At 73.5% G+C, this 26,655-nt stretch carries 27 protein-coding genes; 15 read left to right on the forward strand and 12 right to left on the reverse strand.

The window, feature by feature from the left end; genetic code table 11:
• Nucleotides 1–3: 3 nt before the first annotated feature.
• A complete protein-coding gene (locus tag AMK24_RS13495; RefSeq protein WP_073768421.1) occupies nucleotides 4–591 on the reverse strand; it encodes a toxin in 588 nt (195 codons plus the stop codon).
• Between the two features lie 10 nt (nucleotides 592–601).
• Nucleotides 602–1,258 (reverse strand): hypothetical protein, encoded by a 657-nt coding sequence (locus AMK24_RS13500; RefSeq protein ID WP_073768423.1) that lies wholly within the window; start codon nucleotides 1,256–1,258, stop codon nucleotides 602–604.
• Between the two features lie 416 nt (nucleotides 1,259–1,674).
• Here AMK24_RS13500 and AMK24_RS13505 point away from each other — a divergent pair, with 416 nt between their 5' ends.
• From AMK24_RS13505 to AMK24_RS13520, 4 genes are all read left to right on the forward strand, one after another.
• Entirely contained in the window at nucleotides 1,675–2,022 is a 348-nt protein-coding gene (locus AMK24_RS13505; protein ID WP_073768425.1) for a MerR family transcriptional regulator, read from the forward strand.
• Nucleotides 2,023–2,348: 326 nt separating this feature from the next.
• Complete coding sequence (locus AMK24_RS13510) at nucleotides 2,349–2,552, forward strand: cold-shock protein (protein WP_018522223.1); 204 nt, start codon at nucleotides 2,349–2,351, stop codon at nucleotides 2,550–2,552.
• A gap of 244 nt (nucleotides 2,553–2,796) precedes the next feature.
• Nucleotides 2,797–4,359: a DEAD/DEAH box helicase gene (locus tag AMK24_RS13515; RefSeq protein WP_073768427.1), complete on the forward strand. Its 1,563-nt coding sequence runs from the start codon at nucleotides 2,797–2,799 to the stop codon at nucleotides 4,357–4,359.
• A gap of 337 nt (nucleotides 4,360–4,696) precedes the next feature.
• The gene (locus AMK24_RS13520; protein WP_073768916.1) at nucleotides 4,697–4,900 is read left to right on the forward strand and encodes a hypothetical protein; all 204 of its coding nucleotides are present in this window, start codon (nucleotides 4,697–4,699) and stop codon (nucleotides 4,898–4,900) included.
• Nucleotides 4,901–4,936: 36 nt separating this feature from the next.
• Here AMK24_RS13520 and AMK24_RS13525 read toward each other — a convergent pair whose 3' ends face one another.
• From AMK24_RS13525 to AMK24_RS13535, 3 genes are all read right to left on the reverse strand, one after another.
• Nucleotides 4,937–6,082, reverse strand: coding sequence for an acyltransferase family protein (locus AMK24_RS13525; RefSeq protein ID WP_073768429.1), 1,146 nt, complete (start codon nucleotides 6,080–6,082; stop codon nucleotides 4,937–4,939).
• Nucleotides 6,083–6,240: 158 nt separating this feature from the next.
• Nucleotides 6,241–6,678, reverse strand: coding sequence for a universal stress protein (locus AMK24_RS13530; RefSeq protein WP_073768431.1), 438 nt, complete (start codon nucleotides 6,676–6,678; stop codon nucleotides 6,241–6,243).
• 1 nt (nucleotide 6,679) lies between these two features.
• Complete coding sequence (locus tag AMK24_RS13535) at nucleotides 6,680–8,296, reverse strand: APC family permease (RefSeq protein WP_242435140.1); 1,617 nt, start codon at nucleotides 8,294–8,296, stop codon at nucleotides 6,680–6,682.
• Between the two features lie 170 nt (nucleotides 8,297–8,466).
• On the opposite strand from AMK24_RS13535, the gene AMK24_RS13540 reads away from it, so the two are divergent.
• On the forward strand, nucleotides 8,467–9,237 hold the full coding sequence (locus AMK24_RS13540; RefSeq protein ID WP_073768433.1) for a peptidoglycan recognition protein family protein: 771 nt from the start codon (nucleotides 8,467–8,469) through the stop codon (nucleotides 9,235–9,237).
• A gap of 48 nt (nucleotides 9,238–9,285) precedes the next feature.
• Here AMK24_RS13540 and AMK24_RS13545 read toward each other — a convergent pair whose 3' ends face one another.
• The 4 genes from AMK24_RS13545 to AMK24_RS13560 all read right to left on the reverse strand — a co-directional run bounded on the left by AMK24_RS13545 (nucleotide 9,286) and on the right by AMK24_RS13560 (nucleotide 13,259).
• A complete protein-coding gene (locus AMK24_RS13545; protein ID WP_073768434.1) occupies nucleotides 9,286–9,651 on the reverse strand; it encodes a PH domain-containing protein in 366 nt (121 codons plus the stop codon).
• Nucleotides 9,652–9,757: 106 nt separating this feature from the next.
• On the reverse strand, nucleotides 9,758–11,740 hold the full coding sequence (locus AMK24_RS13550; RefSeq protein WP_073768436.1) for an ABC transporter permease: 1,983 nt from the start codon (nucleotides 11,738–11,740) through the stop codon (nucleotides 9,758–9,760).
• Nucleotides 11,741–11,902: 162 nt separating this feature from the next.
• The gene (gene modA, locus AMK24_RS13555) at nucleotides 11,903–12,709 is read right to left on the reverse strand and encodes a molybdate ABC transporter substrate-binding protein (RefSeq protein ID WP_073768437.1); all 807 of its coding nucleotides are present in this window, start codon (nucleotides 12,707–12,709) and stop codon (nucleotides 11,903–11,905) included.
• A gap of 154 nt (nucleotides 12,710–12,863) precedes the next feature.
• Nucleotides 12,864–13,259 (reverse strand): TOBE domain-containing protein, encoded by a 396-nt coding sequence (locus AMK24_RS13560; RefSeq protein ID WP_073768438.1) that lies wholly within the window; start codon nucleotides 13,257–13,259, stop codon nucleotides 12,864–12,866.
• Nucleotides 13,260–13,487: 228 nt separating this feature from the next.
• Between AMK24_RS13560 and AMK24_RS13565 the strand changes: the two genes are divergently transcribed.
• Nucleotides 13,488–14,081: a GNAT family N-acetyltransferase gene (locus tag AMK24_RS13565; RefSeq protein ID WP_073768439.1), complete on the forward strand. Its 594-nt coding sequence runs from the start codon at nucleotides 13,488–13,490 to the stop codon at nucleotides 14,079–14,081.
• 419 nt (nucleotides 14,082–14,500) lie between these two features.
• Here AMK24_RS13565 and AMK24_RS13575 read toward each other — a convergent pair whose 3' ends face one another.
• Together AMK24_RS13575 and AMK24_RS13580 are read right to left on the reverse strand one after the other, a co-directional pair.
• On the reverse strand, nucleotides 14,501–15,472 hold the full coding sequence (locus tag AMK24_RS13575) for a TerC family protein (protein WP_073768442.1): 972 nt from the start codon (nucleotides 15,470–15,472) through the stop codon (nucleotides 14,501–14,503).
• A 255-nt stretch (nucleotides 15,473–15,727) separates the two neighbouring features.
• The gene (locus AMK24_RS13580; protein WP_073768444.1) at nucleotides 15,728–16,825 is read right to left on the reverse strand and encodes a LacI family DNA-binding transcriptional regulator; all 1,098 of its coding nucleotides are present in this window, start codon (nucleotides 16,823–16,825) and stop codon (nucleotides 15,728–15,730) included.
• A 149-nt stretch (nucleotides 16,826–16,974) separates the two neighbouring features.
• Between AMK24_RS13580 and AMK24_RS13585 the strand changes: the two genes are divergently transcribed.
• The 9 genes from AMK24_RS13585 to AMK24_RS13630 all read left to right on the forward strand — a co-directional run bounded on the left by AMK24_RS13585 (nucleotide 16,975) and on the right by AMK24_RS13630 (nucleotide 26,270).
• The gene (locus AMK24_RS13585) at nucleotides 16,975–17,919 is read left to right on the forward strand and encodes a carbon-nitrogen hydrolase (protein WP_073768446.1); all 945 of its coding nucleotides are present in this window, start codon (nucleotides 16,975–16,977) and stop codon (nucleotides 17,917–17,919) included.
• A 449-nt stretch (nucleotides 17,920–18,368) separates the two neighbouring features.
• On the forward strand, nucleotides 18,369–19,262 hold the full coding sequence (locus AMK24_RS13590; protein ID WP_384579781.1) for an endonuclease/exonuclease/phosphatase family protein: 894 nt from the start codon (nucleotides 18,369–18,371) through the stop codon (nucleotides 19,260–19,262).
• A 186-nt stretch (nucleotides 19,263–19,448) separates the two neighbouring features.
• Entirely contained in the window at nucleotides 19,449–20,234 is a 786-nt protein-coding gene (gene cseB / locus AMK24_RS13595; protein WP_073768450.1) for a two-component system response regulator CseB, read from the forward strand.
• A gap of 16 nt (nucleotides 20,235–20,250) precedes the next feature.
• Nucleotides 20,251–21,669, forward strand: a complete 1,419-nt coding sequence (locus AMK24_RS13600; protein ID WP_242435141.1) for a sensor histidine kinase — start codon at nucleotides 20,251–20,253, stop codon at nucleotides 21,667–21,669.
• 419 nt (nucleotides 21,670–22,088) lie between these two features.
• Nucleotides 22,089–23,003 (forward strand): D-alanyl-D-alanine carboxypeptidase family protein, encoded by a 915-nt coding sequence (locus tag AMK24_RS13610; protein WP_073768918.1) that lies wholly within the window; start codon nucleotides 22,089–22,091, stop codon nucleotides 23,001–23,003.
• 280 nt (nucleotides 23,004–23,283) lie between these two features.
• The gene (locus AMK24_RS13615) at nucleotides 23,284–23,496 is read left to right on the forward strand and encodes a DUF4287 domain-containing protein (RefSeq protein WP_073768452.1); all 213 of its coding nucleotides are present in this window, start codon (nucleotides 23,284–23,286) and stop codon (nucleotides 23,494–23,496) included.
• Nucleotides 23,497–23,698: 202 nt separating this feature from the next.
• Nucleotides 23,699–24,472: a polysaccharide deacetylase family protein gene (locus AMK24_RS13620; protein ID WP_073768454.1), complete on the forward strand. Its 774-nt coding sequence runs from the start codon at nucleotides 23,699–23,701 to the stop codon at nucleotides 24,470–24,472.
• A 105-nt stretch (nucleotides 24,473–24,577) separates the two neighbouring features.
• The gene (locus AMK24_RS13625; RefSeq protein WP_242435142.1) at nucleotides 24,578–25,066 is read left to right on the forward strand and encodes a hypothetical protein; all 489 of its coding nucleotides are present in this window, start codon (nucleotides 24,578–24,580) and stop codon (nucleotides 25,064–25,066) included.
• A 319-nt stretch (nucleotides 25,067–25,385) separates the two neighbouring features.
• Nucleotides 25,386–26,270: a sulfurtransferase gene (locus AMK24_RS13630; protein ID WP_073768458.1), complete on the forward strand. Its 885-nt coding sequence runs from the start codon at nucleotides 25,386–25,388 to the stop codon at nucleotides 26,268–26,270.
• 6 nt (nucleotides 26,271–26,276) lie between these two features.
• On the opposite strand, the gene AMK24_RS13635 is transcribed toward AMK24_RS13630, so the two are convergent.
• Nucleotides 26,277–26,588, reverse strand: a complete 312-nt coding sequence (locus AMK24_RS13635; RefSeq protein ID WP_073768460.1) for an NIPSNAP family protein — start codon at nucleotides 26,586–26,588, stop codon at nucleotides 26,277–26,279.
• Between the last annotated feature and the right edge of the window lie 67 nt (nucleotides 26,589–26,655).

Raw genomic sequence — 26,655 nt, forward strand, 5'->3', positions numbered from 1 at the left:
GTGTCAGCCGCGGCCGGTCCACCTGATCGGGAAGAGGGCGCGCCGCCGATGGGCCACCGGGCGGGACAGGGAGTCGTCCAGCCGCCCCACCATGTCATCGGTGGTGAGGTCCCGCGCCATCCGGGGGATCAGCGAGGCACCGAATTCGGCCATACGTTCGTCGTGGGTGTCGTACTGCGCCCGCGCCTGGACGGTGCCGCCTCCGGAGGCGAAGGACTCGGCGGCGGCCGGGGAGATCATGCGGGCGATCAGCGCGGTGTCGAAGACCGGCAGGAGCGTGCGCAGCCGCTCCGCGTCCAGGGTCGTCCCGTGGTCGAACCACTCATGGCACAGCTCGTGCAGGACGACGTGCTGGGTCTGGTACGCGGTCGGTCTGCGGCGGTAGAGGACGAGGCTGGTGTCGCCGGCTTTCAGGCGCAGCCCGCAGGCGGCGTTGACGCGGGCGAGGCGGTCCGGCATCTCGTGCAGCCGGATCGTGCGACCGCTCGCCGCCTCCATGTTCGCGACGAGTCCCTCCAGGGAGAAGGGAACCGGGAGGGGCAGGTCGGCGAGCCCGGCCTCGCACTCTTTCCGCAGTTTCCGCAGGGACATGACGAAGACGCTACGCCGCCGGGCCTGCCGAGCGGCGGTTCGTAGCGGAATCTTTGCCCCCGCCCCAGACCCGCCCGCCCGGGATCTGCCCGTCCGGGGCCCGCCCGCCCGGGGCCTGGCCCTGCGGCGCCCCGAGCTCCGTGTCCCGGCCGTCCGGCCCGCCCTTCTCCCGGGCGGCGTCCTCCAGCAGGGACAGGGCGAACCGGAGGAGTTCCGGCGGCAGGCCGTCCTCGTTCAACCCCCGGCCGGCCAGACCGCTGATCTCGCCGGTGCGCCGCTTGGCCAGGAACTGGAGCCCGGCGACGACGTCGTCGACGACCTCGGACTCCTCCTTGAAGAAGCGCCAGTCCACGCCGAACCCCAGGCCGAGGGCCTTGAGGATCTCCTCGGAGGGCTGGGTGACCTTGCCGGCCAGGATGTTGGAGAAGTAGCTGTGCGACAGCGAGCCGCCGCGCTCGCGGACCAGCTCGGCGAAGACGCGGCCCGAGATCTTCTGGCCGGGGAAGGTCTTCTCGACCATGTACTCGACCTTCTCCCGCAGCGAGTGCAGGCGGGGCAGCTCGTCCGGGGCGGGCGGCCCCAGGGGTTCCGGACCGCGTTCGCCGCCGTCGTCCTTGGCCATCCGGGCCTCCACGTTCACCTCGGAGTCGGAACTGAGCTTGCGCAAACACTCTACGTCACTGTTAACTCGAAAAAACACGGGCAGGGGACCACGAGGGGAGTCCCTTGCCCGTGGATGACCTGTGCCCCGTGACGTCCCGAGCCGGTTCCGATCGGGCTCCGGACAGGGGTGTAGCCCTTCACGACGGGGGATGCGTGAAGGGCTACGCGTGCATTATGGCCCCGCGGCCCTCCCGACGACAACTGACCAGTCGGTCAGCGGCGGGGGGAAAGGCCGTGGTGGCGGGCGGCGCGCGTCCGTCCCGGCGGCCCGAATCTCATCCGGTCGCGATAGACATGTCTCCGGCGTGCGATTAGGCTTTCTTGCGCAGTCACGTGTCACAGCGGTACGCAGCCGAGGCGCACCCCGAAGGCGTACAGCGCCCGGCTCCTCCGGTTCCGCGCGTGACGGAAGAGGTGCAGATGCCCCCGGAGACCCCCTCGCACGCCACCGACCGGCTCGACGACGACGATTACCCCGCCTACACGATGGGGCGAGCCGCGGAGATGATCGGTGCGACCCCGGGGTTCCTCCGGGCGATCGGGGAGGCCCGCCTGATCACGCCGCTGCGGTCCGAGGGGGGCCACCGGCGTTACTCCCGCTACCAGTTGCGCATCGCCGCCCGCGCCCGCGAGCTGGTCGACGCCGGCACGCCCATCGAGGCGGCCTGCCGGATCGTCATCCTGGAGGACCAGCTGGAGGAGGCGCTGCGCCTCAACGAGGAGCTGCGCGGCCCCACGCCCCCCTCCCCGGGTTCCGCCGGACGCTGACGAAGGCTCCGCCCGCGGGCGGGGGCATCCTCCCGGCGGGCCGAAAAATATCTGCATTCGACAGCACAGAATTTCACGCAATGGTTGATGAGAATTTCATGTCCCGACGCGGCCGGTGATATGGACACCCTGCTTCTCCGGCGTGATCGTGCTACGGTAGATCCCGGTTGCAGTTGTGGTTCCCAAAAACTTCAAGTGCTCTTGCCGATCAGATATCGGTAGGCGCGCTTTTGTCTTTCCGGTGTTATCCGGACGGGGTAATCATTGCGGCGACGTGGGGTCCACACAGTGTGGGCCCGCGGGCTCTGCCCCTAAGGAGATATGACATGGCTACTGGCACCGTGAAGTGGTTCAACTCGGAAAAGGGTTTCGGCTTCATTGAGCAGGACGGCGGCGGCGCCGACGTCTTCGCTCACTACAGCAACATCGCCTCCAGCGGCTTCCGCGAGCTGCAGGAAGGCCAGAAGGTGAACTTCGACGTCACGCAGGGCCAGAAGGGCCCGCAGGCCGAGAACATCACCCCCGCCTGATCACTCGGGCAGCACGACGCAGCTGGGGCCCGCACCTTGGGGTGCGGGCCCCGGCTCGTTGTCGTTTCCGGGGCCCGCAGCGCGCGCCCCTCGACGGAGCCGCGTCCGGTGTGTTGATTCCCGGCGGCCGGGCTTCGTTTTCTTTTGTCATTTCATCGGCTCGTTCTTGCGATTCCGGGTGCCGTTCACGGCTGCTCCACCCGAGGAATCCCTCGATACGTGCCCTATCGAGGAAAGGTTCCGCATGAACCGCGAACGCACACCCCGCTCGAACGACAGGTTCTCCCGTACCCGCTCCGGCGGCGCGCCCCGGTACTCCGGCGGCGGCGAGCGCCGCGCCGCCGGTTTCGGCGGCGGTCCCAAGCGCTCCGGCGGCTCGGGCCGGTCCGGTGGTTACGGCCGCCGCTCCGCGTCCGGCGCCAAGGGCGAGTTCGCCCTGCCCGTGACCGTCACCCCTGCCCTCCCCGCCGTCGAGGCCTTCGGCGACATGGAGATGCCGGAGCCCCTGAAGGCGGCGCTGACCACCGCGGGGGTGACCGTGCCCTTCCCGATCCAGGCGGCCACCCTGCCGAACTCGCTCGCCGGCCGGGACGTCCTGGGCCGGGGCCGTACCGGCTCGGGCAAGACCCTCGCCTTCGGCCTGGCGCTGCTGGCCCGTACCGCCGGCCGCCGCGCCGACGCCAAGCGCCCCCTCGCCCTGGTCCTCGTCCCCACCCGGGAGCTGGCCCAGCAGGTCACCGACGCGCTCACCCCGTACGCCCGGTCGCTGAAGCTGCGCCTCGCGACCGTCGTCGGCGGGATGTCCATCGGCCGTCAGGCCAGTGCGCTGCGCGGAGGCGCCGAGGTCGTCGTCGCCACGCCGGGCCGCCTCAAGGACCTGATCGAGCGCGGCGACTGCCGGTTGGACCGGGTCACCGTCACCGTCCTCGACGAGGCCGACCAGATGGCCGACATGGGCTTCATGCCGCAGGTCACCGAACTGCTCGACCAGGTCAACCCGGACGGGCAGCGGATGCTGTTCTCGGCCACCCTGGACCGCAACGTCGACCTGCTGGTGCGTACCTACCTGAAGGACCCGGTCGTGCACTCCGTCGACCCGGCCGCCGGTGCGGTCACGACGATGGAGCACCACGTCCTGTACGTCCAGGGCGCCGACAAGTACGCCACCACGACGGAGATCGCGGCCCGCGACGGCCGCGTGATCATGTTCCTGGACACCAAGCACGCGGTCGACAAGCTCACCGACCACCTGCTGCAGAGCGGGGTCCGGGCGGCGGCGCTGCACGGCGGCAAGTCCCAGCCGCAGCGCACCCGCACCCTGGAGCGGTTCAAGACCGGCCAGGTCACGGCGCTGGTCGCCACGAACGTCGCCGCGCGCGGCATCCACGTCGACAACCTCGACCTGGTCGTCAACGTGGACCCCCCGACCGACCACAAGGACTACCTGCACCGCGGCGGCCGTACCGCCCGTGCGGGTGAGTCCGGCAGCGTCGTCACGCTGGTGCTGCCCAACCAGCGTCGCGAGATGACGCGGCTGATGGCGGACGCGGGGATCACCCCGCAGATCGCCCAGGTCCGCTCGGGAGAGGCCGAGCTGAGCCGGATCACCGGTGCGCAGGCGCCCTCCGGCGTCCCGGTCCCCGCCATCGCTTCGCCCAAGGAGCGCGGCAGCCGGAGCGGCGGCGCGTTCATGGGGCGCGGTACCCGGCGCGGCGGTGCGGCCCCGGCCCGACGCGGCCGTCCGGGAGTGCCGACGCCCGAGGCCCGCGAGGCCGCCGCACAGCGCCGGGCCAACCGCGCCGCCTGAGCGGGGGCGTACCGGTGTCCGTCAGGACGCCGGTACGCACGCATGGCGGGGCGCCGGGACGCCCGCACCTCCGGATACCCGGACGCCGCCGGTACACCGGGCGTCCGGGTATCGGCATGTCCGCCCGCCCGTCCGTACGTCCATCCGCATGCACGCCCGCCCGGGCGCCGTGGTGCCCGGCCGCCGTCAAGCGGACGGGCGAAATGATCACCCGGCGGGACCGGCGGATCTCCGGGCCGCCGATCCCGGCGCGGGCACGGGGCCTGCCGTCCCCCGGCGGGCCGGAGCGCCGGTGAAGGACGTTCCCGCCCGCCGCCGGGGTGCGAGGATCGCGATCATGAACCGCAAGCTGACCGTATTCGTTCTCGCGGTGGTGGCGTGCGTGCTGTCCGCCACCACCGCCCACGCCGACGAGACCCACACCGACGCCCACAACGGGCCGCGGGTGGCCCTCATCTCGACCGGGCAGATCGACGACCCGCTCGAAGACGTCCTGGAGCACGTCGCGGTCCTCGGCCGGACCGTCGTCGTGGACCACTGACCTTCCCGGCCCCTCCGACCGCCCGGCGCCCGCTGCTCAGGGGGCCGGGACGGCCGGGGGCTTCTGCCGGGCCCATGCCATGCGCGGTTCCAGCAGCGGGCGCAGCAGACGGCGGACCGGGGGCGTGCACAGCAGGGTCATGACGGCGATCGCGCCTAGGGTGACCGCCACCGTGCCCGCAGTGGTGTCGTAGAACGGGTCGTCGTAGAAGCCGCTGTACTTCAGCCCCCGGACGACGAAGCCGTGGAGGAGGTATCCGTACAGCGTGCAGGTGCCGAGCGCGGTCATCCAGCTGCGGCCCTTGGGCACCCAGGCCAGGAAGCACGCGCCCAGCACGACCGCGGCCAGGAACAGCAGGAGCGTGGCGGTCGGGCCCGTCCACTCGGCCATGTCCAGCCGGTCGGTGCTGTTCTTGCGGAAGAACCACGAGGTGCTGGTCCGGGGCACCAGCCAGTACGCCACCAGCAGCCCGGCCGCGAAGACCGGCACCGACGCGATCCGCACCCAGGGGGCCCGGAGGGCCGCGAAGTGTTCCGGGCGCAGCCGCAGGCCGAGCACGTAGAACGGCAGGAACTGCAGCACGCGCTGGACCTGGAGGCTCCCGTCGGCGGCCGGTGACACCGTCGCCAGGGCGGCGATGGCGAGCGAGACCAGCAGGGGGAAGCGCACCGCCTGCCACAGCGGCGTGGACAGCCGCCAGAGGAACAGGGCGGGCAGGAACCACAGCAGCCAGTAGGGCTCCAGCAGCGACAGGGCGTAGTCCGGCTTGTCCGCGACCCGTTCGAAGAGCGTGTAGAGCGCCTCGAACAGGACGTAGGGCACCAGGAGACTGGTGACCAGCTTCCACACCCGGTTCGGCGTCAGCTCGAAGTTCCGTGAGAAGTAGCCGGCGATGAGGATGAACACCGGCATGTGGAACGTGTAGATGAAGGTGTACGCGGCCTCCACGAGACGGCCGGACGGCAGCGGCTCCCAGGCGTGTCCTATCGCCACCAGCACGATCGCCAGGTACTTCGCGTTGTCGAAGAAGTGGTCCCGGTCGCCGTTCGGGGGCTTTGCGGCCGGCGGGCCGCCGGCCGACGGGTGCCCGGTCGGCGGCTTGTCGACCGGAGGGCTGTCGGTCTCCGCGGGGCCGGCGACGGCGGTGTGGCGCGGCTGCCCGGAGGTGAGGGGGGAAGGCATCCTGACACCTTAGAACGCGGACGCGTTCCCTCCCTCGGCTGTGTCGTGCATCACCGCGACCCGTCCTTTTCGGGCGGATGTGCCCTCCCCCGATGTGCTCCTGAGGCGCCCTGTCCGGCCCGGGGGGCGGGGCAGGGCGAACCGCCCCGCCCCGCCGCCTACGGATGGTGCGGGGCGTCGTCCTCCGTGGGGACGCACAGCACCGGGACGGACGACATGTGCAGCAGCTTGTGCGGGGTCGAGCCCAGCAGGGCCCCGCGCATCGGGCTCTCGCCCCAGGTGCCGACCACGATGACCCGGGCGCCGTGGCGTTCGGCGGCGTTCAGCAGGGCCTGGGCCGGACTCTCGTCCAGCACCTCGACCGTGGCCGGGACACCCGCCTCCTCGGCGGCGGTGAGCGCGTGTTCCAGTCCGCTGCGTCCGGCCTGGCGGATCGCCTCGTAATGGCTGCGGTACTCCGCGCCGTCCCGCAGCCCGGGCGCGGCGGCCCCGTGGACCAGGACCAGTTCCTCGCCGTACGCCGCCGCCACCTCGATGGCGATGCGCAGGGCGCGGGCGGCGCCGGGGGACTCGTCGTAACCGAGGACGACCGACATCTCACCTCCCCTTCCCGGCGCCGGGCCCACCCGCCGGTCCAGGCCCTCCGCTCTCCCCGTGCGTGCCGTCCCCGCCGCTCCCGCCGTTCATGCCGGGGCCGCCGTCCCCGCCGGAGCGCGTGATCGTCCCGTGCACCAGGACCGGGTCCGCCACGCCTGGGCGCTCCTGCCAGAACACCGCGTCCCGCAGCCGCCACACCACCATCAACACCACGCCGACCAGGGAGATCACGATGCCGATGACGAGCGGCGGGCCGAGGCCGAACCAGGAGGTGCCGCTGTAGGAGTTGGCCGGATCGGCCATGTCGATGATCGAACGCACCAGCAGCCAGACCAGCAGCCCGGCGCCGACCACCGGGCCGAGCCCGATGAGGAAGAGGTTCCGCGCGCTCTCGGTGAGATGGCGGCGGTAGTAGACGGCGCAGGCCACCCCGGTGAGCGCGTAGTAGAAGGCGATCAGGAGGGACAGCGCGGTGAGCGAGTCGAAGAGGGCGTTCGTGGAGATCCGGTTGGCCGCCACGTACCAGGCGATGGCGATGCCGGCGACCCACCACGTACTGACGTCCGGGGTACGGAACCGGGGGCTGATGTGCCCGAAGTGCTGCGGCAGAGCCTGACGGCGGGCCATGGACAGGGCGGTCCGGGACGCCGGGATGATCGTGGTCTGGGTGGAGGCGAGCGCGGAGGTGGCCACCGCGAGCAGCAGGATCCAGTCCCAGCCGCCCAGGACGTCCCCGGCGAGTCGGGCGAAGACGAACTCCTCCTCTCCCGCGTTCTCCGCCAGGAACGCCGTCCCCGCGAAGGCGACGACCGCGAACGCGACCGACAGGTAGGTCACCAGGAGCACCACGGTGGACCACAGGCCCGCCCGGCCGGGGGCGCTCGCGGAGTCCTCCGTCTCCTCGGTGAGGTTGACCGCGGACTCCCAGCCCCAGTAGACGAACACGCCGAGCAGCAGCCCGCCGGTCAGCGCCGCTCCGCCCGCGCCGAACGGGTCGAGCCAGTCGGCGGCCGGCTCGATCGAGTCGAAGCCGGTCGTGCCGGCGTACACCCGGTAGAGCGCCACCACGACGAAGACCAGCAGGAACGCCACCTGGAGGAGGATCAGCACGTTCTGCACCTTGGCCGACAGCTCGGTGCCGACGACGCACACCCCGGTCATGACGACGATCAGCAGCACGGTGAGCACCTGGCGTACGAGGTCGTTCCCGGTCCAGCCGTCCAGGCCCACCGCCAGCAGGGTGAAGCTCACCGCCACGTCGGCCAGCGACCCCACCACCAGCACGCCGGTCATGGTGATCGCCCAGCCGCCCAGCCAGCCCGCCCACGGGCCCATCGCCCGGGTCACCCAGGAGAACGTCGTACCGCAGTCCTGGTCGACCTTGTTCAGGTAGTAGAAGGCGGAGGCGATCAGCAGCATCGGCACGAAGGAGGCGAACATGACGCCCGGGGCGTAGATCCCCACCAGGGCGACGATCGGGCCGATGACGGCGGCCAGCGAGTACGCCGGGGAGGTCGCGTTGAGGCCGATCACCAGGGCGTCGACGAACCCGATCGCGTTCGGCCTGAGGCCGACGTCCGGTTCGTCCCGCACGCGGCCGTGGGCGTCGTGGGCCATGGGTCCTCGCTCCGCCGGGCACCCCCGCCGGAAGCGGGCGATGATCCGGGTCTCATCGTAGGAAGACCCGGCGAAACCCGCATTCCGGATGGATCGCCCTCACCGGCGGGGGGTCACCCGAACGGCCCGCTCCTCTGCGCGGCCGGAGAGCAGGCCGCAGGGTGGAGTCCATGTGGTCCCGCCGACTCGTCCTGGGCGTTCTGGCCCTGCCCCTGGCCCTCATGGTCCTCGGGGACGGCCCGGCGTCCCGCACGCCCGGGTCGGAGCTGGCCTCCGGCCCCCGGCCGCCGCGCGGGCTTCCGCAACCGGCCCTCGTCAGCCGCCGGGAGTGGCACGCGGACGAGAAGCTGGTCCGGGAGAGGCCGCACTACACGGGCGCGGCGCGGGCGGTGTTCGTGCACCACACCGGCAACCCCAACGACTACGATTGCGCGGACGCCCCCGACCTGATCCGGGCCGTGCAGCGCGACCACATCCGGCAGGACGGCTGGGACGACATCGGCTACAACTTCCTCGTCGACCGCTGCGGCACCCTCTACGAGGGCCGGGCGGGCGGGGTCGGACGCTCGGTGCTCGGCGCGCACACGAAGGGGTTCAACGCGGACACGGTCGGCATCGCGGCGATCGGGGACTTCGGGCCGGGGGCCGAGGTGCCGAAGCCGATGATGGACGCGCTGGTGAAGCTCGTCGCGTGGAAACTCCGGCCCGGCGCGGACCCGTTGGGCACGGTCGACCTGGTCTCGACGAACGACGAGAGCCGCTTCGACGAGGGCCAGGTGGCCCGGCTGCACGTCGTCTCCGGTCACCGCGACAGCTTCGAGACGCGCTGTCCCGGCGACGCGCTCTACGCCCGGCTGCCCGAACTGCGCGAGCGCGCGGCGCGGATGCGCGCCGCCGTCCCCGGCCACTCGGCGTCGGCCCGGCTGCGCCCGGCCTTCTGAACCCCGCGGAGCCCCGGGCCTCGCGCGGCGCGGCGGCGGGGGCCCGGGTCAGCGGGAGACGAACTGCGCGAGCAGCCCCTGGACCTCGTAGATGTCGACGCCCTTGGTGAACGTCTTCGTGAGGGGCACCGGGCTGCCCGAGACCCAGATGTTCAGCTCGGCGTCGAGGTCGAACGTCCCGGCGGTCTCCACGGAGAACTGCGTGATGCTGCGGTAGGGCACGGAGCGGTACTCCACCTTCTTGCCGGTGATGCCCTGCTTGTCGACGAGGATCAGCCGCCGGTCCGTGAACAGGATGCTGTCGCGGACCAGCAGGTACGCGGCGTGGATCTGCTCGCCCTGTCCCAGCAGCCGCGCGTAGTCCTGCTGGGCGGTGGCCGGGTCGATCGTGTGGGCGTTGCCGAACAGCGACATGGGGATCCTGTCTTTCGTGTCTCGCGCGTCTCGCGTGGCTCGTACAGGAGTACGTGCGGGGAGGGGGGCGCGGTTCCCGGCGCGCAGGACCGCGGCGGCGGGGCGGTCACAGCGGGACGACCCTCGCCTCGGTCGCCTTCACGCTGGTCCAGACGGTGCTCCCGTCGACGAGGTCCAGCTCGGCGGCGGACTCCGGGGTGATCTCCGCGACCAGGTCCGGGGCCTCGGGCGAGGTGATCAGCAGCCGCAGCCGGCTGCCGCCGGAGGTGATCTCGCGGACCGTGCCGGGCCAGACGTTGCGCGGGGAGCCGGTGGGCCGCTCCCGGTGTACGGAGACGGCTTCCGGGCCGATGACCGCGAGGGCGGGCGCGCCCGCGGGCAGGGGCTCGGCCACCACGAGCCGCCCGCCGTCCGCCGGGGCCAGGCCCTCGGCGGTGGTGGTGCCGGGCCAGGCGTTGCGGCCCAGCATCCGGGCCACCCACGGGGAGCGCGGGTGCCGGGTGACCTCGGCGGGCGGCTCGTCCTGGAGGACCCGGCCGTCCTCCAGGACGAGGACCCGGTCGGCCAGCGAAACCGCCTCGACAGGGTCGTGGGTGACGATCAGACAGACCCCGCCGAACTCCGCGAGGTGCCCGCGCAGGGTGTGCCGCACGCGGGCCCGGGTGGTCTGGTCGAGGGCGGCGAGCGGTTCGTCCAGCAGCAGGAGGCGCGGGCGGGCCGCCAGAGCACGGGCCAGGGCGACCCGCTGGGCCTGGCCGCCGGAGAGCCGGTCGGGCCTGCGGTGGGCGAGGTGGCCGACTCCGAGCCGGTCCAGCCAGTCCTGGGCCTCGCGCCGGGCCTCGGCGCGGGGGACGCCGTGGGCGCGGAGGCCGTACGCCGTGTTGGCGAGGGCGCTCAGATGCGGGAAGAGGGCCCCGTCCTGGGGCACCCAGGCCACGCCCCGGCGGTGCGGGGGGAGTGCGGTGACGTCGTGGTCGCCCAGGACCAGGGAGGCGTGTGCGCGGGGCGTGAGGCCGAGGAGGGCCCGCAGGAGTGTCGTCTTGCCCGCCCCGTTGGGGCCGACCACCGCGATGGTGGTGCCGGGCCCGGCGTCCAGGGTGAGGCGGGTGAAGCCGGTGACGTCGGCGTGCAGCGGCCAGGGCTCGGGCGGGGTCCTCTCCGGTGCGCGGGCCCCCTTCGTCCCGGGGCCGCCGGGCGGTTCGGGGAGCGGGGCCGGGGCGGCGGGCGCGGGCTCCTCCGGGCGGGCCGCCGCCTCCCGGCCCGCGGGGTTCCGGTGGCCGCCGGGGCCGCCGGTCCAGCGGCCCCGCAGCGCGATCAACACGATCATCGCGATGGCCAGGAGCAGCAGCGAGACGGAGGTGGCGGCCTCCGGGGAGTCCTGGAGCAGCAGGTACACCTGGAGCGGCAGGGTCTGCGTGGCGCCGGGGAGGTTTCCGGCGAAGGTGATGGTCGCGCCGAACTCGCCGAGCGCTCGCGCCCAAGTGAGCGCGGCTCCGGCGATCAGCCCGGGGGCGACCATCGGCAGCGTCACGGTGAGGAGGACCCGGACCGGCGAGGCGCCCAGGGACGCGGCGGTCTCCTCGTACCGGGGGCGCAGTCCACCGAGCGCGCCCTCCAGCGAGATGACCAGGAACGGCATCGCGACGAACGTGGCGGCGACCACCGCCCCCGAGGTGTGGAAGGGCAGGGTGACGCCGAAGGTCTCCTCCAGCCAGGGGCCGAGCAGCCCGCGCCGTCCGAACGCTAGCAGCAGGGCGACACCGCCGACCGTGGGCGGCAGCACCATCGGCAGCAGCACCAGCGTGCGGACGAACGCCTTGCCGGGGAACGGCACCCGGGCCAGCAGCCAGGCCAGCGGCACCCCGAGCAGCAGTGCCGGCGCCAGCGTCCACAGGGAGACCAGCAGCGAGAGCCGCAGCGCCTCGGTGGTGGCCCCGGCGGTGAGGTGGTCGCCCAGTTCGCTCCAGGAGGTGCGGACCAGGATGCCGACGAGCGGCAGCATCAGGAACGCCACGGCCAGCAGGGCGGGCACCGTCAGCAGCAGGGGGGCGCGGGCCCCGGGCGTACGGCGGACGGCCGGTCGTTTCATGGGTGACCTCGTCGGGACGTCGGGCGGCGGGGGCGAGGGCGGGCCCCGTACGCGGGCGGCAGGTGCGGGGGCGGTCCACGCCTGCGGGGGTTCCGCCGGGAGGCCGGGAGGCCGGAAGGGGCGGGAGGGGCGGGGGGGGCGGGGGGGGCGGGTGTACGGGGGCTACGGCTGCTGGAAGCCTGCGTCCCGGAGGATCTTCTGCGCGGCGGGCGTGGAGAGCCAGGCGACGAACGCGGCGGCGGCCTCGCCGTTCTCGGACGTCTTCAGGGTGGCGGCGGGGTAGGAGGCCACGGCGTTCTCCGCGTCCGGGATCCCGATCGCCTCGACCTTGTCGGCGGCGGTGGCGGCGTCGGTCGTGTAGACCAGCCCGGCGTCCGCCTCGCCGAGCGACACCTTGGACAGGACCGCGCGGACGTTGGGCTCGAGGGAGACCGGCTTCACGTCGATCCTCTGCGCGTCGAGGATCTGCCGGCTGTAGCGGCCCACCGGCGCCTCGGGGGCGGCCAGGACGACCTTCAGCTTCGGGTCGGCGAGATCCCGCAGGCCCTCGACCTTCTCCGGGTTGCCCACGCCGGTGGCGATGACGAGACGGTTCCTGGCGATGACGGTCGGCTCGCCGGTGTCGTCCGAGAGGCCGTCCATCGTTCTGGTGTCGGCGGTGACCAGGGCGTCGGCGGGTGCGCCCTGCTCGACCTGGGCGGCCAGCTCCTGGGAGCCGGCGAAGGAGAACGTCACCTTCGTGCCGGGGTTCTCCTGCTCGTACGCGGCCCCCGCCCGCTTGAAGACGTCGGTCAGGGAGGAAGCGGCCAGCACCGTCAGGTCGGCCTTCGGGACGCCGGAGGCGGCTCCGGGGCCGCTGCTCGCGTCCTCGGCGGCGGAGTCGCCACCCCCGCAGGCGGCGAGCGGGAGCAGAAGGGCGCCGGCCAGGGCGGCGGCGACCGCGTGGCGGCGGGTGAGCGGCGGGTGCATGAGGGGCGGGTCTCCTTGGGCGCGGGTGCGGCCGGCGGCGAGCCGGCCCGACGGGGCTGCGGAAGGGGTGGTGTGCGGCGGGGCGGACGGGGCGGCCATGGGGTGTCCGAAGCGGCGCGCCGGCCCCGGGGTGTCCGGACCGGCGCGTCGGCCCTCAGGCGCGGTCGATGTGCACGTTGGTCGATTTCACCCGGGCGGTCGCCCGCATGCCGACCTCCAGACCCAGCTCCTCCACCGCCTCCCGGGTCAGGAGCGAGACGAGCCGGTGCGGACCGGCCTGGATCTCGACCTGGGCCGCGACGTCTCCGAGCTTCACCGCGGTGACGATGCCCGGGAACGCGTTGCGGGCCGAGGTGTACGTGTCCTCGTCCTCGCCGCCCGCGCCCTGGCCGACCTCGATCGAGAAGGCGGCCAGCGCACGGCCGTCGATCAGGCGGCGGCCGGACTCGTCGCGATGGGTCGCGACCCGGCCGGCGTCCGCCCAGCGGCGAGCGGTGTCGGGGCTGACCCCGAGAAGACGTGCTGCCTGGCCGATCGTGTAGGACTGCATGTGCGACACGCTAGGCCGATCACGCCCGCATGTACCACCCATCTGGAGGAATATCCATCGCAGGTGCGCACCACGTCGGAGGAACGTACGGCGGCGTGCGGGCGGGTCGCGCCGACTCTCCGGTCGGGGTGCGGGCGGGTCGCTCCCCCTCGGCCGGAAGCCCGGGAGCCAGTATGTACTAGTGCAAAAATAATACGCGCTAGTGTGAAAACAGGATAGGGTCGGCCCATGATCGCGCTCCCGCCTCGGCCCGTGACCCTGACCGGGCAGTACGTCGAACTCGTTCCGCTGGCCGTCGATCACCTCGACGACCTCTTCGCGGCGGGCGGCGGCGACGAGGAGGTGTGGCGCTGGCTGGTCGGACCCCCGCCGCGCACCCGCGAGGAGTTGCGCGGATGGATGGGCGAGGTGCTCGGTGATCCCGCGTACGTGCCGTTCGCCGTGGTCCACCGCGCGAGCGGGCGGGCCGTGGGCTGGACGGCCTTTCTGGACGTGGAGGTGGCGGACGAGCGGCTGGAGATCGGCTGGACCTGGTACGGCCGGGCCCACTGGCGCTCCCCGGTGAACACCGAGACGAAGCTCCTACTGCTGACGCACGCCTTCGAGGAGCTGGGCATGGGGCGCGTCCAGCTGAAGACCGACCACCTCAACGAGCGGTCGCAGGCGGCCATCGCCCGGCTCGGCGCGCGGCGCGAGGGGGTCCTCCGGCGGCACCGGCGGCGGCCGGACGGGTCGTGGCGGGACAGCGTCTACTTCTCGCTGGTGGCCGACGAGTGGCCCGAGGCGAAGGCGCAGCTCACCGCCCGCCTGGCGGCAGGCTGAAAGCGGGTCCCGGCGGAAGGCGGTTCCGACGGAAGGCGGCCCCGGTGGAGGGCGGCCCCGGTGGAGGGCGGCCCCGGTGGAGGGCGGCGGGCGGCCCCGGCGGCGGGGCCGGGCCATGGGCCTGCCGGGCCGCTCGTCCGGATGCCGTAGGACTACCTCCGGGTCGTCCCGCGCTCCCGTGCGGGCCGCTCCTCGACGGCGTAATCCGCGCAGTCCGGGTTCTCGCAGGGGCCCGCGCGCCATACGGGGACGAAGATCCCGAGGGATTTATGGCGGTGGATCTCGGAGGGGACGGGATGTTTGCAGGACGGGCACAGGAAAGCGGCCCGCTGTCGGATTCCACGCTCTTTGCTGGCCATTCCCTCACGATAAGCCGGGCATGGGCTTTTGGAAACCTTGAGCTCTGCTTTGCCCGGGCCTTACCTCCCGCCGGGGGAGCCGGCGTCGGCGCCGTCCTTGTTCTCCGGCGGGTGGCGCAGGCTCAGGGTCACCGACACGGCCAGGATGACGACGATCACCGCGAGGCTCACCGGGGACGGGATCTCCGGAATGGAGGTGCTGATCATCTTGTGGGCGGCCTGGAGGATCAGCTTGACCGCGATGAAGGCGAGGATGACCGCGAGCCCGTGGCTCAGGTAGCGGAACCGGTCCAGCAGCCCCGCCAGCAGGAAGTACAGGGCCCGCAGTCCCAGGATGGCGAAGGCGTTGCTGGTGTAGACGATGAACAGGTCGTCGCTGACCGCGAGCACCGCCGGCACGCTGTCGACGGCGAAGATGAGGTCGGCCGCCTCGATCGCGGCGACCACCGCCAGCAGCGGGGTGGCGACCCGCCGTCCTTCCTCGTGGACCACGAAGTGCGTGCCGGAGTAGTGGTCCTGGACCGGCATCGCCTTCCGCAGCAGCCGCACCGCGAAGCTCTTGCCGGGGTCGAAATTCTCCTCCTGGCCGCTGAGGATCTTGTAGCTGCTGTAGAAAAGGACCGCGGCGAAGAGGAACAGCACGAAGGTGAAGCGGTTCACCACCGCGACGCCGAGCGTCAGGAAAACCGCCCGGAACACCAGGGCCCCGATGACGCCGAAGAAAAGCACCCGGTGCTGGTATTCCCGGGGCACCTTGAAATAGGCGAAGATCAGCGCGAAGACGAAGAGGTTGTCGACCGACAGGCTTTTCTCCAGCAGCCAGGCGGTCGTGTACTCGGTCCCGGCGGTCGTCCCGAGGGTCAGGAAGACGACCCCGCCGAAGATCAGCGCCAGACCCACCCACAACGCGCTCCACAGCCCGGCTTCCTTGAAGCCGATGACATGCGCATTGCGGTGAGCCAGCAGGTCGACCGTCAGGGAGACGACGACGGTCACGGCGAACACGATCCAGAGCCACACCGGTACGTCCACGCGGCAGACCTCTCACTCGGGTTCTCACGAGTGTGACCCGGCAGCCCCGCCGTCGCTCGCCGGAGTCCGCCGGGTGGTGGCCTCCACGCCCGCCCCCCACGCCCCCCTCGCCGGTCTTCCCCGGAAGAGTGTCCGCCCCGGGCCGGTGTCCGGGCCGATCCGGTGTCCGGTCCGGTGTACTGCTCGCTTCAGGCGTGCCGCTCTGCTCGCTTCGGGTGTGCCGCTCCGCTCGGGCGTCCCGTGGCGCGCGGTGCGTCAGTTCGGCGGTCCGGTGGAGGCGCGGGTCTCCAGAGACCAGGCGTGGCGGCGGACGGTGTCGGGGGCCGCCCGGTCCGCGAGGATGTCGCAGAGCAGCTCGGCGCAGGCGCGGCCGTACGCGGCGGGGCGCAGATCGACGGCGGTGACGGGCGTTCCCGCGCCTCGGGTGGCGGTGCCGTCGACACAGGACGCGACGAGCAGACCGGGGGCGGCACGGCCGGGGGCGGGCCCCTCGGGGCCGACCGGGGCGCCGGGCCCTCCGGGCGGGCCGCCGACCGGACGCGGGCCGTGGTCGCCGGGCCGGCCGATCTCGCGGCCGAGAGCGGCCGCCGCGCGCAGGACGCCCGGGGCCGAGCCGTCCGGGGCGGTGATCACCGCGTCCACGGTGGGGTGGGCGGTGAGCAGTTCCCGGGTGGCCGTCTCGGCTTCCCCGGGGGTGGCCGCGAACGGCACCGTGCGCAGGACCACCTCCACCCTGCGGGCCCGGCCCCAGGACCGGGCCGTCGCGCGCAGGGCGGTGGCCCAGGCGGAGGAACCCGCGGGGGCCAGCAGCGCGGGACGGCGGGCGCCGCGTTCGGTGACGTGGTCGAGGAGGGCGGTCAGGGAGGCCGCGTTGTCGCAGACCACCGCGGCGCTGGGGCCGGTGGCCGGGCCGAGGTAGCGCTCGCCGGTCACCACCGGGACGCCCGCGTCGAGCAGCCCCGGCACCGCGTCGTCGCCGGCCTCGGGGTCGATCACCAGCAGCCCGTCGACGCGGGAGGCGATCCGCCCGCCCGCCGCCCCGGCGGGGGCGAGCAGCACCACGTCGAGCCCGTCCTCCTGGGCGCGTTCCACCGCGCCGAAGGCGAGGTTCATGTAGTAGTCCAGCCGGGTCGCCGTCGCCGGGAGGTGCAGCCCGACCGCTCCGGTGCTGGCGCGGCGCAGTCGGCGGGCGGCGCTGTTGGGGCGGTAGCCCAGCTCCTCCGCGACCGCGCGGACCCGGTCCCGGGTGGCTTCCGCGACCCGCCCCGCGCCCTGGAGGGCGTCGGAAGCCGTGCTCTTGGAGACCCCGGCGGCGCGGGCGACATCGAGCAGGGTCACGGTCCGGGAGGTCACGGAGGTGAAGTCTAGGGCGTGCGGCCCGAGGTCGGCCGTAGGGTTGCCGGAACGTTCCGGCAGGGTTAGATTCGGCCGTGCCGGAACGTTCCGGCACGGCTGGCCCCAGCCCCGACCGCCCTCGCCCGCCCCCGTCCCCGGAACAGGTCATGCGTCTGATCACCGCGTACAACCCGCCCGCCTCCCCGACCCGGACCCGCCCCGCCGACCGCGTACCGCTGCGCGTCGCCGCGGTCCAGCAGCGCTGGCACCGCGATCCCGCCGAGCACCGCGCCGCCCTGCGGGAGGGCATCCGCCTCGCCGCCGCCGAGGGGGCGCGGGTGGTCTGCCTCCAGGAACTGACGCTCTCGCCGTACTTCGCGGTCGTCCGCCGGGCCGACCACCCTGAGCCCGCCGCGCCGGAGGAGCTGCTGACCGGCCCCACCTTCACGTTCGCGGCCGAGGCCGCCCGCGCGCACGGCGTGTACGTGCACGCCTCGCTCTACGAGAAGGCCCCGGCGCCCGGCGGCGAGGACGACGGCCTCGGTTACAACACCGCGATCCTGGTCGCCCCGGACGGCACCCTCGCCCAGCGCACCCGCAAGACGCACATCCCCGTCACCGAGGGGTACTACGAGGACGACTGGTTCCGCCCCGGACCGGCGGGCGACGACGCGTTTCCGCTGGTCACGGTGGGCGAGGCCCGTTTCGGACTGCCGACCTGCTGGGACCAGTGGTTCCCGGAGCTGGCCCGCGCCTACTCCCTCGCGGGGGCCGACGTCCTGGTCTACCCGACCGCCATCGGCTCCGAACCCGGCTTCCCGGGCTTCGACTCCCAGCCGCTCTGGCAGAAGGTGATCACCGGCAACGCCATCGCCAACGCGACCTTCATGATCGTGCCGAACCGTATCGGCGCCGAGAACGGCCTCACCTTCTATGGCAGCTCCTTCATCGTGGACCCGTACGGCCGGGTCCTGGCCCAGGCGCCGCGCGACGAGCCCGCCGTCCTGGTCGCCGATCTCGACCTGGACGCCCGCCGCGACTGGCTGGAGCTGTTCCCGTTCCTGACGACCCGCCGGCCCGACGCGTACGCCCCGCTCACGGCGACGGACTGACCGGGACGGGCCGCCCTGGCGGTCCGCGCGCGAGCGCCCCGACCGTGCCGGTCCGGGGCTGTGGGGCCGCCGGGTCCGTACGGTCGCCGGGCGCGGGGGCGCAAGGGAGGGGCCCGGCCCGCCGCGGGTCCGTACGGTCGCCGTGAGCGGAGCGAGCGCGGACCCGGGCCGCCTCGCCTCCCCCCCGGCACCGCCGTCCGATACGCAGCCGATACAGACCCGCGCGCCCCTCGAAGCACCGCCCTGAACAGCCGGAAGCACGGCTCGCGGACGCTGGGGGCGTACCCCGCCCCGGTGTACGCGACATCGGACGTTGGGAGACGCGTGCCGTGCTGATCACCCGGAAGGACCCGGCGACCCGTGACGAGGCCGAGACCAAGGACGGGGCCGCCGGGCCGCCGCCCGCGCTCCCGGAGGGGCGGCGGCGGGGGGCGCGCCGCGCCGATCGCCTGCTCGCCGCTCTGGCCGTCTGCTGCGCCGCTCCGATGGCCCTGCACGGCTGGATCCCGAACACGGGCGTCAACGCGGGTAGCCTCGTCCAGACGCTGCTGCCCTGGTCGGGCCTGGTCGTGCCGCTCCTGCTGGGGATCGCCGTCGTACGCCGGTCCCGGGCCGCCGCCGTGGCGGTGCTCGCGCCCGCCGTCGTCTGGGTGGCGCTCTTCGGCGGCGCGCTCACCGACAAGCGCTCGGACGGCGGCGACCTGACGGTGGTCAGCCACAACGTGAACGAGGAGAACACCGACCCGGTCGGCACCGCACGGGTGCTCGCCGAGGCGGGCGCGGACGTGCTGGCGCTGGAGGAGTTGTCCGACGCCTCGGCCACCGTCTACTCCCGCGAACTCGCCGCCGCCTACCCCCACCACGCGGTGATCGGCGGGGTCGGGATCTGGAGCCGGCATCCGCTGGCGGACGTACGAGCGGTACCGATCATGCCGTGGACCCGCGCGCTGCGGGCCACCGCCCGGACCCCGGCCGGGCCCGTCGCCGTGTACGCGGTCCATCTGGCCTCGGTACGGGTCTCGGCGGCCGGGTTCACGACGGAGCGCCGCAACGAAGCGGCCCGCGAGCTGGCCGCCGCCCTCCGGGCGGAGACCGCGCCCCGGGTCGTGGTGCTGGGCGACTTCAACGGCACGTATCAGGACGACGCACTCGCCCCGGTGACCACGGGGCTGCGCTCCGCGCAACGGGAGGCGGGCGACGGCCTCGGCCTCACGTGGCCCGCGGCGTTCCCGGTGGCCCGCATCGACGACGTCCTGGTGCGGGGGATGACCCCGCGTGCCGCCTGGACGCTGCCCGCCACCGGCAGCGACCACCTCCCGGTCGCGGCCACGCTGAGCCGATGACCGATGACCGATGACCGATGACCGATGACCGATGACCGATGACCGATGACCGATGACCGGAGAGCGCTGAGCGCTGAGCGCAATCGGGGACCGGGGAGCGCGACCGGTGACCGCGAGCGGCCGGCGGACGCGGTCCGAGGGCCGGGGCCCGCGCCCGCCCCCGACTACGATGCGAGCGACCGACAGATGACCTCGAACGCCCAGGTAGGCAGCGTGTCCCAACCCCGGGGGCCGATCCCCGTCAGCGTGCTCGTGGTCGAGGACGACGCCACCATCCGCCGCGCCGTCCAGCTCGCCCTGGAACGGTACGGCTACCGCGTCGACGTCGCCGCCGACGGGCTCGACGGCCTGGAGGCGTTCCGCGCGGGCGCGCACGACCTGCTGATCCTCGACGTGATGCTGCCCGCGCTGGACGGCATCGGCCTCTGCACCCGTATCCGCGAGGAGAGTTCCGTACCGGTCCTGATGATGTCGGCGCGCGGCGACGCCCTCGATGTGGTGGCGGGCCTGGAGGCGGGGGCCGACGACTACGTGGTCAAGCCCGTGGACACCGCCGTCATGGTCGCCCGGATCCGCGCCCTGCTGCGCCGCGCCACCTTCCGGCCCGACCCGGAGGGGCCCGCCTCGCGGAGGACCGGTTCGGCGGCGCGCGGCGACCGGAAGGCGGAGGCGGCGGCCCCCGACCACGTCCTGGTCTTCGGCGACCTGACCGTCGACACCCTCGGCATGGAGGTCCGCCGGGCCGGGGAGACCGTGGCGCTGACCCCCACCGAGCTGCGCCTGTTGCTGGAGTTCGCCGCCGCGCCCGGAACGGTGCTCGACCGCCGCCGCCTGCTGCGCGAGGTGTGGGACTACGGCTGGGAGGGCGACACCCGGGTCGTGGACCTCTGCGTGCTCCGCCTGCGCAAGAAGATCGGCAGCGGGCGGATCGAGACCGTACGCGGTTTCGGCTACAAGCTCGTCCGCGGCTGAACGGCGGACCGGCCCCGTGGACTTCCTCAATCCCCGCGCCCTGCGCTGGAAGATCGCCGCGCTCGCCGCCGCCGCGTGCTGCGCGGTCGCTGCCGTGGTCGGCTTCCTGGTGCACGACGCGACCCGGGAACGCGGCCTGCGCGTCGGCACCGACCGGACGCTGACCCGGCTGACCGCCGCCGAGCGGGAGTTCGGGCGTACGGGGGAGGCCCCGGCGGACATCGACGTACGGACGCGGGCCGAGCTGCCCGAACCCCTGGCCCGCGATCTCCCGGACCGGCCGGCCGGAGAGACGGACGGGCCGTCGGCCGGGGAGGCGTACGCCACCTGGTACGACGTCGATCCGCCCAACTGGTACTGGATGTGGGGCGCCGCGGCGGTCGGCGGCGACCGCTACCTCGTCGTCCGGGAGGACATGAGCACCGAGGTCCGCAGCCTCCAGCTCCTGGACCGCAGCATCGTGACATCCGTCCTCGCCGCCCTTCTGGTCGTCGTCCCCCTCGCCGCCCTCGCCACGGAACCGATCAACCGGCGGCTGCGCCACGGGGCCCTCACCGCCCGCCGGATCGCCGACGGCGACCTGGACGCCCGGATCGGCCCCGCCGGGCGGGCCCGCGACGAGATCACCGCGATGTCGGCGGCCGTCGACGACATGGCCACCGCCCTCCAGCGCAAGCTGGAGAACGAGCGCCGCTTCACCGCCGACGTCGCCCACGAACTGCGCACCCCGCTCATGGGCCTGGTCACCGCCGCCGGACTGCTGCCCGAGGACGACGAGGCGGCGGCTCTCGTACGGGACCGGCTGCGGGCCCTGAACGCGCTGGTCGAGGACCTGTTGGAGATCTCCCGTCTCGATGCGGGCGTCGAGCGGGCCCGGTTGGACCCGGTGCCGCTGGGGGAGCTGGTCGCGGACGTGGTGCGGCGTACCGGCACGGACACCCGTGTGGCCGTCGAGCCCGCCGGGGCGAGCGCGACGGAGGGGGCGGCTGGTGCCGTCGAGCCGGTCGAGCCCATCGAGGCGACCGGGGCGTCCGGGGCGTCCGGGGCGGACAGGGCGGACAGGGCCGGCGGGGCAGCCGAGCCCGGGGAGCCTGTCGGGGCGGTCGGGGTCGTGGAGACCGATCCGCGCCGGGTGGAGCGGATCGTGGTCAACCTCGTCGCCAACGCCCATCGGCACGGCGCGGCCCCCGTCGAGGTGACCGTGGCCGGGGCGCGGATCGCGGTACGCGACCACGGACCGGGCTTTCCGCCCGAGTTGCTGGAGCACGGGCCGCAGCGCTTCCGTACCGGCGCGAGCGAACGGGGCCGGGGGCACGGTCTCGGCCTGACCGTCGCCCAGGGCCAGGCCGAGGTGCTCGGAGCCCGGCTGACCTTCGCGAACGCCCCGGGCGGCGGGGCGGTCGCCACGCTCGACCTGTCCCCGCCGCCGGTCTGACGGCCCGGAGCCCAGGGCCTGACGGCCTGAGGGCCTGACGGCCTGACGGCCTGATACGGAACCGAAACGCACTCACGCGTGGGCGGAAACGGCGCCGTACGGGTCCGGAAGAACGACTCCTCGAAGGTGGCGGTCACGGCACACCGCATCCCCATCTGGAGGACCCCATGCCCGGCCCCCCGCCCGACCCCATGCCCGACCCGGCCTCCGGCTCCGAACCCGCACCCGGCCCGGCCTCCGGCCCCGAGCCCACGCCGGGCCCGGCCTCCGCCTCCGGTCCTCTGCCCGAGCCCGGCCCCGGCCCCGGCCCCGGCGACGGCACCGCCCCCGGCCCCGGGCCCGGCCCCGCTCCCGCCCGCGCGCCGGGGAGGGTCGGCGGTTTCCGCCGCTCGGTGCTCGTCCCGCTGGCCGCCGCAGCGATGCTCGTGGCGGGGACGGGAGGGTGGTACGCCGTGGAAAAAAGCGGCGGGCCCCCGGCCCGGTCGGCCGCCGGTGGTCCGGGGGAGGCCGTGACGCCGCTCGCCCGGTCGCTGCACCTGCCCTGGCCGCGCGAGGGCCAGGCGAGCGTGGCGGTCGAGGGCATCGGCAGTCTCGGCACCCGGGGCGCACAGAAGCCGGTCCCGATCGCCAGCGTCACCAAGGTCATGACGGCCTACGTGATCCTCAAGAACCATCCGATGCGGGCCGGTGCTCCCGGCGCGACCGTGGTCGCCGACCAGCGGTCGGCCGACGAGTCGTACTCCTCCGTCGAGACGACCGCTCCCGTGATCGCCGGGAAGGAGTACACCCAACGCCTGCTACTGGAACTGATGATGGTGCCGTCCGGAAACAACATCGCGCGCTTGCTGGCCCGTTGGGATGCCGGGACGGAGGAGGCGTTCGTCGCGAAGATGAACCGGGCCGCCGCCGGCCTCGGCATGCGCGCCACCACGTACACCGGGGTGAGCGGCATGGAGACGAGCACGAGGAGCACGTCCGAGGATCAACTGCGCCTGGCCCGGACCGCGATGAAGGACCCGTCCTTCCGGCAGATCGTGGCGACCGCCTCCGTCGCGGCTCCGGGCACCGGGACCGTCTTCCGCAACACGAACAAGCTGCTGGGGCGCGACGGCGTCATCGGTCTGAAGACGGGCTCCTCCACCCCGGCGGGCGGCAACCTCGTGTGGGCCACCACCCAGGAGGTCGCCGGAACCACCCGGTTGATCGTCGGTGTGGTGCTGCACCAGCGCGCCGGCACCACCCCGGCCGAAGGCAGTGCCGCCGCGCACGAGGCCGGCCACGCCCTGATCACCACGATCCGCGAGGAGCTCCCCCGGGCGGCCGCCAGGGGGTGAACGAGCGGAAGCCGACCACCGGCCCTTTCCGTACGACCAGCCCCTTCCGTACGACCGTCCCCCCGGCCGCTCACCGGCGTGCCGCACGTCTGCCGCCCGGCGTTCCGGGGCCGGTGTCAGACCCCTGGGGAACACTGTCCAGTACAGCCGCACCGCCCTGGCGGACCCACCGGCGACAGGCGCCGGCACCACCGCACCGCACGCCGCGCCCACGGCGGTCCGGCCCACACCGCACTTCGGCACACCACCGCACTTCGGCACACCACAGACGGGACACGCCATGACCGACGCCGTGAAGGGCCCTGCCAGCTACTTCCCCTCCATCGAGAAGAAGTACGGTCGCCCGGTCTCCGAGTGGAAGGACCTCATCCGCTCCTCCGGGGCGACGAAGCACATGGAACTGGTCGCCTGGCTCAAGTCCGAGCACGGCCTGGGCCACGGGCACGCCAACGCCCTGGTCGCCCACACCCTCGCCGAGGACAGGACCCGCTGAGGGCCCCGCCGCCTCACGCCCGCCGCCCCGGGCCCGCCGCCCGGCCGCGCCTGCCCCCGGCCCGGTGACGCGGGCGGTCGTCGATTGTCGCCGCTTCCCTTCAGGAATGTCCGCGATCGGTAACCGGGGGAGCCCTTTCGGAGGCGCGCGTGTCTGGAGGGGTGCACGGCATCCACACAGACGGCACAAGGGGCGGGCGGACATGGCGAAGCACAAGGGACGGGCCTGGCACAGCAAGATGTTCGCCGCGGCGCTCGGCGTCACGGCGCTGGCCGCCGCCGCTTCGATGTGGACCGCCCAGGCCGACACCGCCTCGGGGCTCCCGCAGGCCGGGGCCTCCTCCTCGGCCGCCGGGGAACGGCCCGTGGAGAAGGTGGCGGTGGAGATCGCGCACGCCTCGGAGAGCGGCCCCCGGGGCGTCAACATCACCATCGACGACGGGCCGGACCCGGTCTGGACCCCGCAGGTGCTGCGCCTGTTGAAGGACGAAGGCGTCAAGGCCACGTTCTGCATGGTGGGCACGCAGGCCGAGGCGTACCCGGACCTGGTCAAGAAGGTCGTGGCGGACGGCCACCGGCTGTGCAATCACACCGTCTCGCACGACACCGCCATGGACACCAAGTCCGAGGCGTACCAGTCCCGGCAGATCCTCGACGCCGAACGCATGATCATCAAGGCGTCCGGAGGCGTCCGGTCGCAGTACTACCGGGCTCCGGGCGGCGCGTTCACCCCGTACAGCCGCCACCTCGCCGCCTCGCACGGGATGCGCCCGCTGGGCTGGAACGTCGACACCAAGGACTTCGAGCACCCCGGCGCGGACACCATGGTCGCCACCGTCAAGCGCGAGATCGCCAACGGGCCGACCGTCCTTTTCCACGACGCGGGCGGCGAGCGCTCCCAGACTCTGGCCGCGCTGCGCGAGGTCCTGCCCTGGCTGAAGGGACAGGGGTACGCCTTCGGCTTCCCGGTGCGCTGAGCGGCCCACCGGCCCTCGGTCGCCCGAGCCCCGGTCCCGCGCCGGGGCCGCCCGCCAGTAGAGTGCGATGCTTGTTCGATTCGCGACGAGGTGGGGGGACGGCTGGTGGGTGCGCAACTGAGAGACACTGCGCAGGAGTTGGCGGCGGTGCTGTGGCGGGAGCACACCGTGTACCGGGAGCGGTCCGGTGGCGTGGTGATCCGTGGGGAGCACGTACGCCGGTGGATCAGCCTCGCCCCCTCGGGCGGCCGGGACGAGATCCTGGTCCGCGCGGGGCGCATTCTGGACGGCGGCACCACCGCTCCCGCGCGTTCGGAGGCCGTGGTGCCCCTCTCCGCCGGTACGACCGTGCTCGCCGCGACCTGCAGGCGCCTGCTAGCCGATACCACGGCCGACGCGCTGCGGGCCGCGTCGGGCGGGGGAGCACCCGGCGGGAGCGAGCGGACGCGGAAGCCCGGCAGGTCCCGCACACCCCGGAAGCGGAAGGGGAGGAGCGCCCGGGGCAGGCACACCGGGTTCAGCTCCTGGGTGATCCTCGTCTGCGTCGTGGGTCTGGTCGGTCTGTATGCCTACAGCGTCGCGCAGCACAGCTGAGCCGAGCCGAAGAAGCAGGCCCCGTCGGGCCGTTCCCTTCTGGAGCCGCCCCCGCCCGCTCGCGCCGCCGCCTTCTTCGTACCCCCCGCCGCCCGGCCCGGCGGCCGACCCCGTCCGCGGCCCGCGCCTCCACGACGGGACCGAACACGTTCTCTTTCCCTCTCCCCCTCTCCCTCCCTCTCCCGCTCTTTTCCACCACGGCCACGTGACCGTGGCAGGTCGCGGAGGAGGATGGATCCATCCATCCCGAACAGGTGGCGGGCCGGTTCTCCGACGACAGGACGACCGTGGCGTCCCGCCGATTCCCCGGAGGCACCGCATGAGCGCGACGACACCCCCCGGCACCACGGCCCCCGGGTTCACCGGCCCGCTGATCGGGGCCGACCAACTGGCTGCCCGGCGCGGGGAGGACGTGGTCCTCTTCGACGCCTCGGTCGGCTCCCACCGGGGCGCGGCCGTGCGCATCCCCGGAGCCCGTCCCTTCGACCTCGACGGGGAGCTGTCCGACCCCGCCTCCCCCCTGCCGCACACCATGCCCGGCCCCCGGCGGTTCACCGAGGCCCTGCGTGCGCTCGGCGTGCACGACTCCGACACGGTGGTCGTCTACGACGCCCAGGGCGTCTACTCCAGCGCCCGCGCCTGGTGGATGCTGCGCGCCATGGGCTTCGACCGGGCCGCCGTCCTCGACGGCGGCCTGCCCGCCTGGATCGCGTCCGGCCACCCGGTCGAACAGGAACCGGCCGCCTACGAGGGCCCGCGCGGCACCTTCACCGCCCGGCCCCGGCCAGGGCTGATCGTGGACGCCGACGCTGTCGCCGCCGCCCTCGCCGATCCGGACGCCGCCGTGCTCGACGCACGCACCGCGCAGCGGTACGCCGGCACCGCGCCGGAGCCGCGCCCGGGCCTGCGCGGAGGCCATATGCCGGGCGCCGCCGGCCTCCCCTTCGGCGAACTCCAACGGGACGGCGGTGTGATGCGGCCGACGGCTGAGCTGCGCACGGCGTTCGAGGCGGCGGCCCGGGGCCGCGAGCGGCTGTACTTCAGCTGCGGCTCCGGGGTCACCGCCTGCGTCCTCGCCCTGGGGGCCGTGCTGGCCGGCTACCGCGACCTGGCCGTGTACGACGGCTCATGGAGCGAGTGGGGCCTGCCCTCCGACCGGCCGGTGGCCACGGGCGACGCCCCCGACGAGGACGACCCGCGATGACCGGAGTCAGGACAGATCGTCCAGCGGCCTGAGGAAACGGCGCTCGTACCGCTTGATGCAGCGGGTCTCGCGGGCCAGTTCGAACGCTTGCAGGCACTCGGGGTCGGACATGCTGTCCGAGCGGTACTGCTCGTACGCGGCCAGACTGGGGAAGGAGAACAAGGCGTAGGCGGTGTCGCTGTCGCCCTCGCTCGGCAGGAAGTAGCCGTGGTGCGTCCCGCCGAACCGGTTGACCAGCCGGACCCAGCGGCGGCCGTACTCCTCGAAATCCTCGATCTTGTCGGCGTCGATCTCGTACTTCAGATGAATGGTGATCATGTCTGCATGATGCCGCGCCCCGCGAGGCTCCCGTTCCTGGCCTCCGCACCCGCTGAGAGGGCGGGGC

Source organism: Streptomyces sp. CB02366 (assembly GCF_001905905.1).
Classification (GTDB): domain Bacteria; phylum Actinomycetota; class Actinomycetes; order Streptomycetales; family Streptomycetaceae; genus Streptomyces.

Coding starts and splice junctions, on each gene's coding strand:
- AMK24_RS13630 (WP_073768458.1), top strand. CDS start 25,386: ATGAGCGCGACGACACCCCCCGGCACCACGGCCCCCGGGTTCACCGGC.
- AMK24_RS13540 (WP_073768433.1), top strand. CDS start 8,467: ATGTGGTCCCGCCGACTCGTCCTGGGCGTTCTGGCCCTGCCCCTGGCC.
- AMK24_RS13610 (WP_073768918.1), top strand. CDS start 22,089: ATGCTCGTGGCGGGGACGGGAGGGTGGTACGCCGTGGAAAAAAGCGGC.
- AMK24_RS13635 (WP_073768460.1), bottom strand. CDS start 26,588: ATGATCACCATTCATCTGAAGTACGAGATCGACGCCGACAAGATCGAG.
- AMK24_RS13560 (WP_073768438.1), bottom strand. CDS start 13,259: ATGCAGTCCTACACGATCGGCCAGGCAGCACGTCTTCTCGGGGTCAGC.
- AMK24_RS13615 (WP_073768452.1), top strand. CDS start 23,284: ATGACCGACGCCGTGAAGGGCCCTGCCAGCTACTTCCCCTCCATCGAG.
- AMK24_RS13505 (WP_073768425.1), top strand. CDS start 1,675: ATGCCCCCGGAGACCCCCTCGCACGCCACCGACCGGCTCGACGACGAC.
- AMK24_RS13620 (WP_073768454.1), top strand. CDS start 23,699: ATGGCGAAGCACAAGGGACGGGCCTGGCACAGCAAGATGTTCGCCGCG.
- AMK24_RS13585 (WP_073768446.1), top strand. CDS start 16,975: ATGCGTCTGATCACCGCGTACAACCCGCCCGCCTCCCCGACCCGGACC.
- AMK24_RS13525 (WP_073768429.1), bottom strand. CDS start 6,082: ATGCCTTCCCCCCTCACCTCCGGGCAGCCGCGCCACACCGCCGTCGCC.
- AMK24_RS13495 (WP_073768421.1), bottom strand. CDS start 591: ATGTCCCTGCGGAAACTGCGGAAAGAGTGCGAGGCCGGGCTCGCCGAC.
- AMK24_RS13520 (WP_073768916.1), top strand. CDS start 4,697: ATGAACCGCAAGCTGACCGTATTCGTTCTCGCGGTGGTGGCGTGCGTG.
- AMK24_RS13530 (WP_073768431.1), bottom strand. CDS start 6,678: ATGTCGGTCGTCCTCGGTTACGACGAGTCCCCCGGCGCCGCCCGCGCC.
- cseB (WP_073768450.1), top strand. CDS start 19,449: ATGACCTCGAACGCCCAGGTAGGCAGCGTGTCCCAACCCCGGGGGCCG.
- modA (WP_073768437.1), bottom strand. CDS start 12,709: ATGCACCCGCCGCTCACCCGCCGCCACGCGGTCGCCGCCGCCCTGGCC.
- AMK24_RS13565 (WP_073768439.1), top strand. CDS start 13,488: ATGATCGCGCTCCCGCCTCGGCCCGTGACCCTGACCGGGCAGTACGTC.
- AMK24_RS13550 (WP_073768436.1), bottom strand. CDS start 11,740: ATGAAACGACCGGCCGTCCGCCGTACGCCCGGGGCCCGCGCCCCCCTG.
- AMK24_RS13545 (WP_073768434.1), bottom strand. CDS start 9,651: ATGTCGCTGTTCGGCAACGCCCACACGATCGACCCGGCCACCGCCCAG.
- AMK24_RS13515 (WP_073768427.1), top strand. CDS start 2,797: ATGAACCGCGAACGCACACCCCGCTCGAACGACAGGTTCTCCCGTACC.
- AMK24_RS13510 (WP_018522223.1), top strand. CDS start 2,349: ATGGCTACTGGCACCGTGAAGTGGTTCAACTCGGAAAAGGGTTTCGGC.
- AMK24_RS13535 (WP_242435140.1), bottom strand. CDS start 8,296: ATGGCCCACGACGCCCACGGCCGCGTGCGGGACGAACCGGACGTCGGC.